Origin of the sequence: Streptomyces composti (assembly GCF_012034205.1) — a bacterium.
GTDB lineage: Bacteria > Actinomycetota > Actinomycetes > Streptomycetales > Streptomycetaceae > Streptomyces > Streptomyces composti.
In genome coordinates, this window is record NZ_JAATEM010000014.1 from 61,320 (window position 1) to 73,134 (window position 11,815).

The window sequence follows — 11,815 nt, forward strand, 5'->3', positions numbered from 1 at the left end:
GGCCGGCCCGGCAGTGGCTAGACGACCGCGCCGCGGCCCGGGTCGTCGTCCTCCTCGTCGCCCGTGCGCATCCGCATCACCAGCGTGGCGACGCCGCCCAGGAAGCCGCCGATGGTCACCGTGGTCAGCCACCACGACATCTCCCAGCCCAGCACCACCGCCAGCAGGAGCAGCACCGGACTGCCCAGCACGCCCAGCCAGGCGAACTTGGCGGTGGTGTCGGCCTCCGGCAGCGGGGGCGGCTCCGGCGGCACGAAGTGGCCCTCGTCGCTCTCGTCGAGGTCGTCGTCGGACGGCTCGGCCACGCTGTAGTCGCGCGGTCCGACACCGGGGGCGAAGGCGACCGAGCTGCCGAGCGGCCGGGCCGGACCGCTCTCCGGCTTCTTCGGCGTCTCCTGCGTGGGCGCCTCCCCGTCCACCGGGCCGTCGCCGTTGGTCCCGGACTCCAGCAGTGCCAGGTCCTCCACCGACTTGAAGGGCTTGGCGCCCGGCGGGTCCGGCGGCTCCTCGCCGTAGCCTGCGACGATCGCCGCCCAGGCGGCCTCCTCGTCGAAGGGGACGCTCTGCTCCCCGGGCTCACGGCCCTCGCGCCGGTCGCGGCCCTCGCGCTCCTCGCGGTCCTCGCGCTCCGAGTCGTGCTCAGCCACGTGCGGTCGTCCCTTCCTTGCCGAGACCGGGCTCCTTGACGGCTCCGGGCAGGCACCCCTCGGGCGCGAGCCGGTCGATGAACGCGGTGCTCTCCTCGAAGATCCGCGCCGCGTCGTGGTCCAACGTCGCCACGTGGTAGCTGTGTTCCAGCAACACCTCGGTGACGTCCGTCGAGGAGATCCGGGCGAGGATCCGGGCCGTGTCGGCGGGCGGCACCACATGGTCCTGCGGGCTGCGCAGCACCAGCAGCGGCTGGGTGACCTGCGGCAGCTCCCGGTCCACCAGCCGCAGGAAGGCGCGCAGGGAGTGCGCCGCGTGCAGCGGCACCCGGTCGTACCCCGGCTCCCGCTGGACCGGCTTGGCGATGTCGCTGCCGATGCCCCTGGTGGTGGGCACCAGATGCCGCAGCACGGGCAGGGCGCGCGCCCCGAGACCGTGCACCCGGTTGGCCGGGTTGACCACCATCACCCCGCTCACCGCGTCACCGTGCCGTGCCGCCAGCCGCAGGGCCAGCGCGCCGCCCATCGACAGACCGGCCACGAACACCCGCTCGCACCGCTCCCGCAGCAGCCGCAGCTCCCGGTCCACCTCCGCGTACCAGTCCTGCCAGCCGGTGACCCGCAGGTCCTCCCAGCGCGTGCCGTGCCCGGGCAGCAGCGGCAGCGAGACCGTCAGCCCCTGCCCGGCCAGGTGCGCGGCCCACGGGCGCAGCGACGCGGGCGACCCCGTGAAGCCGTGGCAGAGGAGCACGGCGGTCTCGCCGCCCCGGTGGTGATACGGCTCGGCTCCGGTCAGGAGCGGCACGTCGGCCTCCTGTTCCTGGGACGGCGGTTGCAGGACCTTCACCGTACGCGACCGCACTGACACCGACCAGGGCCGTCGGAGCTGTCGGCCGGGCTTGGGGTTAAGGTCTGAGCGACACATACAGGAGGCACTCGGTTGTTGTACGGCGCGATGAAGGTGACCATCGGGGGGCCGCTCAGGCTCGCCTTCAGGCCCTGGGTGGAAGGCCTGGAGAACGTCCCCGCCGAGGGTCCCGCGATCCTGGCCAGCAACCACCTGTCGTTCTCCGACTCGTTCTTCCTGCCGGCCGTGCTGGACCGCAAGGTCACCTTCATCGCCAAGGCCGAGTACTTCACCACGCCGGGAGTCAAGGGCCGGCTCACCGCCGCCTTCTTCAAGGGCGTGGGCCAGCTGCCCGTGGACCGCTCCGGGGCGCGCGGCGCCGGTGAGGCCGCCGTCAAGAGCGGCATCGAGGTGCTGGAGCGCGGGGAGCTGTTCGGCATCTACCCCGAGGGCACCCGCTCGCCCGACGGCCGCCTCTACCGGGGCAAGCCCGGCGGCCTGGCCCGGGTGGCGCTCGCCACGGGCGCGCCCGTGATCCCGGTGGCCATGATCGACACGGAGAAGATCCAGCCGCCCGGCAAGATCGTCCCGAAGCTGATGCGCCCGGGCATCCGGATCGGCAAGCCGCTGGACTTCAGCCGCTACCAGGGCATGGAGCACGACCGCTTCGTGCTGCGGGCGGTGACCGACGAGGTGATGTACGAGATCATGAAGCTGTCCGGCCAGGAGTACGTCGACATGTACGCCACCGCCATGAAGCGGCAGCTCGCCGAGGCGGCCAAGGCCGAGAAGGCGGCCAGGGCCAAGCTCGCGCAGGCGGCGAGGGAACAGCGGCAGCCGGAGTAGGCTTCGGCCCTCCGATCGGGGGTGGGGGAGTTGGCCAAGCGCGAGCGGGTCATGCGGATGTCGGTCGAGCTGCCGCTGTGGCGTGCCCTGGCCGCGTACCGCGTGCTCACCATGGTGTACGCCATCGGTCTGTTCGTCACCGCGCACGAGGAGTTCGCCCGGCCCTGGGTCGCCGTCGCCTACTACGCGGTGCTCGCCGGGTGGACGCTGGCCACGCTGCCGCGGGTGCAGAACGCGGCGAGCTGCACCAAGGGCTTCCTCGCCGCCGACCTCACCATCGCGCTGTCCGGCATCCTGCTCACCCTGGTCGCCGACTCGCCCGAGCGGATCGAGTCCGGCGGGCCCACCCTGCCGTCGATATGGACCGCCGGTTCGGTGCTGGCCTTCGCCATCAAGGGCGGCTGGCGCTGGGCGGCGCTCGCCTCCACCCTCGTCGCCGTGGTCAACCTGATCGAACGCGGCAGCCCGGCCCGCGACACCGTGCACAACGTGATCCTGGTGTGGGTCGCCTCCATCGCCATCGGCTACGTCGTCGAGGTGGCCCGCGCCTCCGAGCGCACCCTCGCCCGCGCCCTGGAGATCGAGGCCGCGACCCGGGAGCGGGAACGGCTCGCCCGGGACATCCACGACGGCGTCCTCCAGGTGCTGGCCATGGTGCAGCGGCGCGGCGCGGTGATCGGCGGCGAGGCGGCCGAGCTCGGCCGGCTGGCCGGCGAGCAGGAGGTCGCGCTGCGCACCCTGGTCTCCGGCGGCGTGGTGCCGGTGTCCCGGGCGTCGGAGGACGCCGCCGAGGGAGCGGTGGTGCGCACCGTGGAGGAGCCCGACGAGGACACCGGGGACGAACCGGTCGACCTGCGGGCCCTGCTCGCCCCGTACGCCGGGGCCCGGGTCAGTCTCGCCGAGCCGGGCGCCCCGGTGCGGCTCGCACCGGCCGCGGCGCGGGAGGTGGCCGCCGCCGTCGGCGCGGCCCTGGACAACGTGCGCAAGCACGCCGGGGAGCAGGCGCGGGCCTGGATCCTGGTCGAGGACGAGCCGGACGAGGTGATCGTCACCGTCCGCGACGACGGACCCGGCATCCCCGAGGGCCGGCTCGCCCAGGCCGAGGGCGAGGGCCGGCTCGGGGTGGCCCTGTCCATCCGGGGCCGGCTGCGCGACCTGGGCGGCAGCGCGGAGGTGATGTCGGTGCCCGGCCAGGGCACCGAGGTCGAGCTGAGGATTCCCAGGGCCGGCAACGGCCCGGACGACACGAAGGACGCGCGGGGGAAGGCGGAACGCAGATGACGGACACGAACGAAGGCGGCGGCCCGGTCAAGGTCATGGTGGTCGACGACCACCCGATGTGGCGCGACGCGGTCGCCCGCGACCTGTCCGAGTCGGGTTTCGAGGTGGTCGCCACGGCCGGCGACGGCGACCAGGCGGTCCGCCGCGCCAAGGCCACCGCCCCCGACGTGCTGGTCCTCGACCTGAACCTGCCCGGCAAGCCCGGCGTCCAGGTCTGCAAGGAGGTCGTGTCCGGCAACCCGGCGATACGGGTGCTGGTCCTCTCGGCAAGCGGGGAGCACGCCGACGTACTGGAGGCGGTGAAGTCGGGCGCCACCGGCTACCTGCTGAAGTCGGCGTCCACCGAGGAACTCCAGGACGCGGTCCGCCGCACCGCCGCCGGCGACCCGGTGTTCACCCCGGGCCTGGCCGGGCTGGTCCTCGGCGAGTACCGCCGCCTCGCCTCCGAGCCGGCCCCCGCCCCCGACGAGGAGCGGTCCCGGGCACCCCGGCTGACCGAGCGGGAGACCGAGGTGCTGCGCCTGGTCGCCAAGGGGCTGAGCTACAAGCAGATCGCCGAACGGCTCGTCATCTCCCACCGCACCGTGCAGAACCACGTGCAGAACACCCTCGGCAAGCTCCAGCTGCACAACCGGGTCGAACTCGTCCGCTACGCCATCGAACGCGGCCTCGACGACGCGTGAGACGCGGGTCACACTGACTCTTCGTCAGGCATCCGCGGCGAAGGGACTGTGCCATGCGCGTCGGAGTACTGACCGGGGGCGGCGACTGCCCCGGCCTCAACGCCGTCATCCGGGCCGTCGTCCGCAAGGGCGTCCAGGAGTACGGCTACACCTTCACCGGCTTCCGGGACGGCTGGCGGGGCCCGCTGCAGGACCGCACCGTCCCCCTCGGCATACCGGCCGTCCGCGGCATCCTGCCCCGCGGCGGCACCGTCCTCGGCTCCTCCCGCACCAACCCGCTGAACGAGGAGGACGGCATCCGCCGCATCCAGGACACCTTGCGGCGGCGGGAGATCGACGCCCTCGTCACCATCGGCGGCGAGGACACCCTCGGAGTGGCCGCACTCCTCTCCGAGGAGCACGGCATCCCCTGCGTGGGCGTCCCCAAGACCATCGACAACGACCTGTCCGCCACCGACTACACCTTCGGCTTCGACACCGCCGTCAACATCGCCACCGAGGCCATCGACCGGCTGCACACCACCGCCGAGTCCCACATGCGGGTCCTGGTCGTGGAGGTGATGGGCCGTCACGCCGGATGGATCGCCCTGCACTCCGGACTGGCCGGCGGCGCCAACGTCATCCTCATCCCCGAGCAGCCCTTCGACATCGACCAGGTCTGCGCCTGGGTGACCTCCCGCTTCAAGGCCTCCTACGCGCCGATCGTGGTGGTCGCCGAGGGCGCCGTGCCCAAGGACGGCGACCTGGTGCTCAAGGACCAGTCGCTGGACTCCTTCGGGCATGTGCGGCTGTCGGGCATAGGGGAGTGGCTGGCGAAACAGATAGAGAAGCGGACCGGCCACGAGGCCCGCACCACCGTCCTGGGGCACATCCAGCGCGGCGGCACGCCCAGCGCCTTCGACCGCTGGCTCGCCACCCGCTTCGGCCTGCACGCCATCGACTGCGTGCGCGACCGCGACTTCGGGAAGATGGTCGCCCTGCGCGGCACGGACATCGTGCGCGTGCCGCTCGCCGCCGCCACCGCCCGCCTGAAGACCGTCGACCCGGCGCTGTACCAGGAGGTCGGCGTCTTCTTCGGCTGACACCCCTCGCGTTCTTCCTCGGCTGACACCCGCGCGTCCACGGGGACCGACGGCGGCGAACCAGGGACCATCGGCCGCAGACCGGCCCCGCGGCCGGCGGCGAGAGTGGTGACGGAGCGGACAGCAGACCCGGTACGACCCCGGAGGGCAGCCGTGGACATCCTGGCGTTCGGCGTGCAGGCCGACGAGAAACCCCTGCTGGAGAGGGCCTTCCGGGGCCACCACGAGGTGCGCTGCCTCGACGTCTTCCTCAACGCCGACACCGCCCCCATCGCGGCCGGCCACGAGGCGGTCTCCACCAGCGTCAACTGCGACCTCGGCCCCGAGGCGCTCGACTGCCTCGCGGCCGGCGGCACCCGGATGATCGCCCAGCGCTCCACCGGCTTCAACAACATCGACCTGGAGGTCGCCGAACGGCTCGGCCTGACGGTCGCCCGGGTGAAGTACTACTCGCCCTATTCGGTGGCCGAGTTCGCCTGGGCGCTCGCCATGGCCGTCAACCGCCGGATCGTGCGCGCCTCCCGGCGCACCCGCGACTTCGACTTCCGCCTCGACGGCCTGATGGGCCGCGACATGCACGGCCGCACCGCCGGCGTCCTCGGCACCGGACGGATCGGTGCGGCCTTCGCCCGCATCGCCCACGGCTTCGGCATGCGGCTGCTCGGCTGGGACGTCGCCGAGAACCCCGCCTGCCTGGACCTCGGCATGACCTATGTGCCCAAGGAGCAGCTGCTGGCCGAGTCCGACCTGGTCAGCCTGCATGTGCCGCTGGTGCCGGAGACCAGCCGGCTCATCGACGGGCCCGCCCTGAGGACCATGCGGGACGACGCCATCCTGATCAACTCCAGCCGCGGCGGCCTGATCGACACCGCCGCCCTCGTCGACGAGCTGCGCGCCGGCCGCTTCACCGGCGTCGGGCTCGACGTGTACGAGGCGGAGGCGGGCCTGTTCTTCCTGGACAAGTCCCTCACCCCCATCGAGGACGACGTCCTGGCCCGCCTCGTCACCTTTCCGAACGTGCTGGTCACCTCGCACCAGGCGTACTACACCGTGGACGCCGTCACCGAGATCATCGAGACCACGGTGCGCAACGTCCTCGACTACACCGCGGGCCGCCGCTCGGAGAACGTGCTGGTGCCTCGCAGCTGACCGATCAGCTCACGGACGATCGCCGCCCCGTTCAGCGTCAGCACCGACTCCGGGTGGAACTGCACGCCCGCGAAGCCCGGGCCGCGCAGCGCGTGCACCTCGCCCGAGGAGTCGCGGCTCACCTCCACCCGGTGCGCGGCCAGTTCCCCGGCCGCCTCGTCGTCGCAGTGCGCCACGAAGCTGTTGTAGAAGCCGACCGTCTCCGGCCGCCCGAACAGGTCGATCCTGGTCTGCGCCCCCTGGTACGGCACCTCCTTGCGGACGATCTCGAGCCCCAGCTCCGCCGCGATCAGCTCGTGCCCGAGGCAGACCCCCAGCACCCCGTGCCGGTGCGCCGCCAGCGCCTCCCCGGTCAGGGCGCGCAGCAGGCGCATCTTCGGGTCGCCCAGGTCGGAGGGGTCGCCGGGTCCGGGTCCGAGCACCAGCGGCCCCCCGTGCCCGCGTACCGCCTCGCGCAGTCCCGGCTCGTCGTAGCGGCGGACCGTCACCTCGAGGCCGCCGGAACGCAGCACGTGGGCGAGCATCGCGGTGAAGGTGTCCTCCCCGTCCACCACCAGGGCGTGCCCGGTCAGCTCGGCGGACCGCTGCTGCATCCGCAGCCAGAACGGCGCGAGCGAGGCCCGCCGCCCGTCGAGCGCGGCCCGCACCCGTGGGTCGTCGGCCAGCCGGGGACGCGCCCGCTCCGCCCGCGGACGGGCGGGCCGCACGCCCAGCGCGGCGAGCACCCCGGCCGCCTTGGCGTGGGTCTCCGCCACCTCGCTCGCCGGGTCCGAGCCGCGCACCAGCGTGGCCCCGACCGGTACCCTCAGCCGGCCGGCCGCGTCGATGTCGGCGGTGCGGATGAGGATGGGCGAGTCCAGGGTCTGGGCGCCGCCCGCGTCCCGGCCGAGCAGCGCCAGCGCGCCCGCGTAGTAGCCGCGCCCGCCGGGCTCGTACCGCTCGATGACCCGGCAGGCGTTCTGCACCGGCGAGCCGGTGACGGTGGCCGCGAACATGGTCTGCCTGAGCACCTCGCGCACATCCAGCGTGGACCGGCCGCGCAGCTCGTACTCGGTGTGCGCCAGATGGGCCATCTCCTTCAGCCGGGGCCCCACCACCACGCCGCCCATGTCGCCGACGGTGCACATCATCTTCAGCTCCTCGTCGACCACCATCGACAGCTCCTCGATCTCCTTGCCGTCGGCGAGGAAACCGAGCAGGTGCTCGGGCGTGGGGCCCTCGGCGGGGTAGCGGTAGGTCCCGCTGATCGGGTTCATCACGACGGTCCCGCCGGAGACCCGCACATGCACCTCGGGGCTGGCGCCCACCAGCGTGCGGTCCCCGGTGTGCACCACGAAGGTCCAGTAGGCGCCCCGCTCGCTGACCAGCAGCCGCCGGAACAGGGCGAGGGCGTCGGCCCTGCCGAACCCGGGGATGCCGCCCCGGTAGGTCCGCCGGATCACGAAGTTGGCGCCCTCGCCGCGCCCGATCTCGTCCCGCAGCACCCGGCCGACGATCTCGCCGTACTCCTCGTCACCGACGTCGAAGCCGCCGCCCTCGACCCGCACCGCGTGGTCCGGGAGCTGCCCCAGCGCCTCGGCCAGCGGCAGCGTGCCGGACTCCTCGGGCGTCAGCACACAAAGCGGCGTCCCGTCGTCGCGGACGTCGAAGCCGCGCTCGCGGATCTGCCGGAACGGGACGAGGGCGAGGCCCTCGCCGGGCAGATCGGCGAGGCGCTCGTGCCGCGTGACCGGGCCGACGAGGACCTCGACCGTGTCGTGGTCGTGGCCCGGGGTGCGGCGGCGCAGCAGGGCGAAGGGGCGGGGATCGTCGAGCAGACCGAGCAGGTTCACGGGTCCGGGCTCCTTGTCGGGGTGTGGGAGACGACCGGGAGAGGGAGCGGGCCCGCCGCGAAACGCCGAAGGCCGCCCCTCGGGCGGCCTTCGCGGAGTCTGGGTACGCGCAGTCAGTGGGCCGCCGGACGAGCGGTCCACCACCAGTTCTGGTTCTGGGTCGAATGCGCGAGCATGCCCCGACCCTAGCGCATCGGCGCCGCCCGCGGCGGCGGCACGGCGAAGCCTCGTCTCATTTGGTGAGCGGCGGGATGGACGGGACGGCCGACCCCGTAATGTGGAAGTCGTGACCGTGAACGCTAAGACCAGCACGAGCGCTGGCAACACCTGGCGAAACCTGCCCGCGGCGCAGCAGCCCGAGTACCCCGACCCCGAGGCTCTGCGCGCAGTGATCGCGGACCTCGAGTCGTATCCGCCGCTCGTCTTCGCGGGCGAGTGCGACCAGCTGCGCGCCCGGATGGCGGCCGTCGCCAAGGGAGAGGCGTTCCTCCTCCAGGGCGGCGACTGCGCCGAGGCGTTCGACGCGGTGTCCGCCGACCAGATCCGCAACAAGCTCAAGACGCTGCTCCAGATGGGCGCCGTGCTCACGTACGCCGCCTCGGTGCCCGTGGTGAAGGTGGGCCGGATCGCCGGCCAGTACTCCAAGCCGCGCTCCAAGCCGACCGAGACCCGCGACGGCGTGACCCTGCCGTCCTACCGGGGCGACTCGGTCAACGGTTTCGAGTTCACCGAGGAGGCCCGCGTCCCGGACCCGGAGCGGCTCAAGCGGATGTACCACGCCTCGGCCTCCACGTTGAACCTGGTGCGCGCCTTCACCACCGGCGGCTACGCCGACCTGCGCCAGGTGCACGCCTGGAACCAGGACTTCGTGAAGTCGTCCCCGTCCGGCCAGCGCTACGAGCAGCTCGCCCGCGAGATCGACAACGCGCTGAACTTCATGCACGCCTGCGGGGCCGACCCGGAGGAGTTCAAGACCGTCGAGTTCTACTCCTCGCACGAGGCGCTGCTGCTCGACTACGAGACGGCGCTCACCCGCGTCGACTCGCGCACCGGGCTGCTGTACGACGTCTCCGCGCACATGGTGTGGATCGGTGAGCGCACCCGGCAGCTGGACCACGCGCACATCGAGTTCGCCTCCAGGATCCGCAACCCGATCGGCGTCAAGCTGGGCCCGACCACGACGGCCGAGGAGGCGCTGCAGTACATCGAGCGTCTGGACCCGGAGCGCGAGCCGGGCCGGCTGACCTTCATCGTCCGGATGGGCGCGGACAAGATCCGCGACAGGCTTCCCGAGCTGGTCGAGAAGGTCACCGCCTCCGGCGCCACCGTCGCCTGGGTGACCGACCCGATGCACGGCAACACCTTCGAGGCGGCCTCCGGGCACAAGACCCGCCGCTTCGACGACGTGCTCGACGAGGTCAAGGGCTTCTTCGAGGTCCACAAGGCGCTGGGCACCCATCCGGGCGGCATCCATGTGGAGCTGACCGGCGACGACGTCACCGAGTGCGTGGGCGGCGGCGACGAGATCTTCGTCGACGACCTGCACCAGCGGTACGAGACGGCCTGCGACCCGCGGCTCAACCGCAGCCAGTCGCTGGATCTGGCCTTCCTGGTCGCGGAGATGTACCGGGACCAGTGAACCGGCCGACGGCCGCCCGGAGTGGTGACGGAAGCAAAGACTCCGAGCGGTGACGTAAGCAAAGAGTGGGGCGCGGATCACATGCGATCCGCGCCCCACGGCACTTTTCCGGCCACCCGCCGGCGGGTAAGGTTAGGTTTGCCTCACCGATCCAGGGGTCGGGACGGCACGGCCCATGGACTCGATCGGGAGGTGACCGCGTGTACGTCTGCAGTTGCTTCGGCATCACCGAGCAGCAGGTCAAGAAGCACGCGGAGGACGGCGCCTGCACCCCCCGGCAGATAGCGTCCGCCTGCAAGGCCGGCACCGACTGCGGGTCGTGCGTACGCCGTATCCAGGCGCTCCTCGGCCGCGGCGGCTGCCCGCGGCGCGACCTGGCCGACCAGGGCAAGCCCGTGCTCGCCGAGGTCACCGCCCTGAACGAGGCCGCCTGACCCGCCCCGCCCGGCGGCGATCCGGCCGGCGACCCCGCCGGCGCCGCGGTCAGCTCTCCGGCTGCTCGATCACCTGGGAGATGTAGAGCGCCTCGCCGAGCTTCTCCACCAGATCCAGCTGGGTGTCCAGGTAGTCGATGTGGTGCTCCTCGTCGGCGAGGATCGACTCGAAGATGTTCGCGGATGTGATGTCGCCCTTCTCGCGCATCAGCTTGATCCCGCGGCGCAGCCGGTCGATGGCCTCGACCTCGATCTGCTTGTCCGCCTCGAACATCTCCTTGACGGTCTGGCCCACCCGCACATGGAACAGCCGCTGATAGTTGGGGAGCCCCTCGAGGAACAGGATCCGGTCGGTGAGCACCTCGGCGTGCTTCATCTCGTCGAACGACTCGGCCCGTGTGTACTTGGCCAGCTTGTACCAGCCGAAGTTCTCCTGCATCTTCGCGTGCAGGAAGTACTGGTTGATCGCGGTCAGCTCGGCGGTCAGCTGCTCGTTGAGGTACTCGATGACTTCGGGGTCGCCCTGCATCGCGAAGGCTCCTTCCACGCGGACTGGCGGGTTGCGCCGCATGATTCCACCCGTGCAGAAGATCGTCCAGTAAGTCTCTACTTAGTAAGTAAGTGCAGGCTTAGTCCGTTTTGACCGGTCTTTTCAGTCTCTTTCGCTTTGCCCTGCTGTAAGGGGGGCAGGTCATGGGCATCGGTCCGGGTCTGTCAGGATGGAGACATGGGTCAGCCGGCGGAACGCGAATCGGGGGAGCGCGCAGGAGAAGGAGCGGCACGGCTCGAGCTCCCGCCGGGACAGCGACTGCAACGGGGCTGGCCGGTCACGCACTACGGACCGGTCCCGAAGTTCCGGCCCGAGCGCTGGGAGTTCCGGGTGTTCGGCGCCACCGCCGACGGCGAGAAGCACTGCTGGACCCACGAGGAGTTCACCGCGCTGCCGTACACCACCGTGGTGGCGGATCTGCACTGCGTCACCAAGTTCAGCATGGTCGGCGCCGAGTGGGGCGGCATCCCCGCCCGCACCATCCTCGAGACCGCACCGCCCGCGGACGACGTCACCCATGTGATGGTGTGGGCCGAGTACGGCTACAGCGCCAACCTGAGACTCGACGACTTCGCCGCCGAACGCACCCTGTTCGCCACGCACAAGGACGGCGAGCTGCTCACCGCCGAGCATGGCTTCCCGCTCCGGCTGATCGTCCCCCATCTGTACGCATGGAAGGGACCCAAATGGGTCCGCGGCGTGGAGTACATGACCGCCGACCGCCGGGGCTTCTGGGAGGAGCGCGGCTACCACAACATCGGCGACCCCTGGAAGGAGCAGCGCTACTCCTACCAGGAGGAGCCCGGGGACGGGCCCGAGCTCTGA

13 protein-coding genes are annotated in these 11,815 nt (G+C 71.7%); 8 read left to right on the forward strand and 5 right to left on the reverse strand.

Annotated features, from left to right (window positions below; all coding sequences use genetic code 11):
* Window positions 1–17: 17 nt before the first annotated feature.
* Window positions 18–647: a hypothetical protein gene (locus HCJ93_RS13290; protein WP_167994593.1), complete on the reverse strand. Its 630-nt coding sequence runs from the start codon at window positions 645–647 to the stop codon at window positions 18–20.
* On the reverse strand, window positions 640–1,452 hold the full coding sequence (locus tag HCJ93_RS13295) for an alpha/beta hydrolase (protein ID WP_167994595.1): 813 nt from the start codon (window positions 1,450–1,452) through the stop codon (window positions 640–642). Before HCJ93_RS13295 ends, HCJ93_RS13290 begins: the two co-directional genes overlap by 8 nt.
* 150 nt (window positions 1,453–1,602) lie before the next feature.
* Here HCJ93_RS13295 and HCJ93_RS13300 point away from each other — a divergent pair, with 150 nt between their 5' ends.
* The 5 genes from HCJ93_RS13300 (at window position 1,603) to HCJ93_RS13320 (ending at window position 6,535) form a co-directional block, all read left to right on the forward strand.
* Window positions 1,603–2,340 (forward strand): lysophospholipid acyltransferase family protein, encoded by a 738-nt coding sequence (locus HCJ93_RS13300; protein ID WP_167994828.1) that lies wholly within the window; start codon window positions 1,603–1,605, stop codon window positions 2,338–2,340.
* 30 nt (window positions 2,341–2,370) lie between these two features.
* Window positions 2,371–3,621 (forward strand): MacS family sensor histidine kinase, encoded by a 1,251-nt coding sequence (gene macS, locus HCJ93_RS13305; RefSeq protein WP_167994597.1) that lies wholly within the window; start codon window positions 2,371–2,373, stop codon window positions 3,619–3,621.
* Window positions 3,618–4,304, forward strand: a complete 687-nt coding sequence (locus tag HCJ93_RS13310; RefSeq protein WP_167994599.1) for a response regulator — start codon at window positions 3,618–3,620, stop codon at window positions 4,302–4,304. Before macS ends, HCJ93_RS13310 begins: the two co-directional genes overlap by 4 nt.
* A 53-nt stretch (window positions 4,305–4,357) precedes the next feature.
* On the forward strand, window positions 4,358–5,386 hold the full coding sequence (locus HCJ93_RS13315; protein WP_167994601.1) for a 6-phosphofructokinase: 1,029 nt from the start codon (window positions 4,358–4,360) through the stop codon (window positions 5,384–5,386).
* A gap of 153 nt (window positions 5,387–5,539) precedes the next feature.
* The gene (locus HCJ93_RS13320) at window positions 5,540–6,535 is read left to right on the forward strand and encodes a 2-hydroxyacid dehydrogenase (RefSeq protein ID WP_167994603.1); all 996 of its coding nucleotides are present in this window, start codon (window positions 5,540–5,542) and stop codon (window positions 6,533–6,535) included.
* Here HCJ93_RS13320 and HCJ93_RS13325 read toward each other — a convergent pair.
* Together HCJ93_RS13325 and HCJ93_RS30155 are read right to left on the reverse strand one after the other, a co-directional pair.
* Complete coding sequence (locus HCJ93_RS13325; RefSeq protein WP_167994605.1) at window positions 6,487–8,367, reverse strand: anthranilate synthase family protein; 1,881 nt, start codon at window positions 8,365–8,367, stop codon at window positions 6,487–6,489. The two genes, HCJ93_RS13320 and HCJ93_RS13325, sit on opposite strands and share 49 nt — an antisense overlap.
* Before the next feature lie 113 nt (window positions 8,368–8,480).
* A complete protein-coding gene (locus HCJ93_RS30155; protein ID WP_167994830.1) occupies window positions 8,481–8,543 on the reverse strand; it encodes a trp operon leader peptide in 63 nt (20 codons plus the stop codon).
* Window positions 8,544–8,653: 110 nt separating this feature from the next.
* On the opposite strand from HCJ93_RS30155, the gene HCJ93_RS13335 reads away from it, so the two are divergent.
* A complete protein-coding gene (locus HCJ93_RS13335) occupies window positions 8,654–10,006 on the forward strand; it encodes a class II 3-deoxy-7-phosphoheptulonate synthase (RefSeq protein ID WP_167994607.1) in 1,353 nt (450 codons plus the stop codon).
* Window positions 10,007–10,206: 200 nt separating this feature from the next.
* The gene (locus HCJ93_RS13340; RefSeq protein ID WP_309141395.1) at window positions 10,207–10,440 is read left to right on the forward strand and encodes a (2Fe-2S)-binding protein; all 234 of its coding nucleotides are present in this window, start codon (window positions 10,207–10,209) and stop codon (window positions 10,438–10,440) included.
* A 49-nt stretch (window positions 10,441–10,489) separates the two neighbouring features.
* Here HCJ93_RS13340 and bfr read toward each other — a convergent pair whose 3' ends face one another.
* Window positions 10,490–10,969, reverse strand: coding sequence for a bacterioferritin (gene bfr / locus HCJ93_RS13345; protein ID WP_167994609.1), 480 nt, complete (start codon window positions 10,967–10,969; stop codon window positions 10,490–10,492).
* Window positions 10,970–11,167: 198 nt separating this feature from the next.
* Here bfr and HCJ93_RS13350 point away from each other — a divergent pair, with 198 nt between their 5' ends.
* The gene (locus tag HCJ93_RS13350; RefSeq protein WP_167994611.1) at window positions 11,168–11,815 is read left to right on the forward strand and encodes a sulfite oxidase-like oxidoreductase; all 648 of its coding nucleotides are present in this window, start codon (window positions 11,168–11,170) and stop codon (window positions 11,813–11,815) included.

Bases quoted from the DNA above. Each gene is read 5' to 3' on its own strand.
- HCJ93_RS13300 (WP_167994828.1), top strand. From the start codon at position 1,603: ATGAAGGTGACCATCGGGGGGCCGCTCAGGCTCGCCTTCAGGCCCTGG.
- HCJ93_RS13310 (WP_167994599.1), top strand. From the start codon at position 3,618: ATGACGGACACGAACGAAGGCGGCGGCCCGGTCAAGGTCATGGTGGTC.
- HCJ93_RS13315 (WP_167994601.1), top strand. From the start codon at position 4,358: ATGCGCGTCGGAGTACTGACCGGGGGCGGCGACTGCCCCGGCCTCAAC.
- bfr (WP_167994609.1), bottom strand. From the start codon at position 10,969: ATGCAGGGCGACCCCGAAGTCATCGAGTACCTCAACGAGCAGCTGACC.
- HCJ93_RS13350 (WP_167994611.1), top strand. From the start codon at position 11,168: ATGGGTCAGCCGGCGGAACGCGAATCGGGGGAGCGCGCAGGAGAAGGA.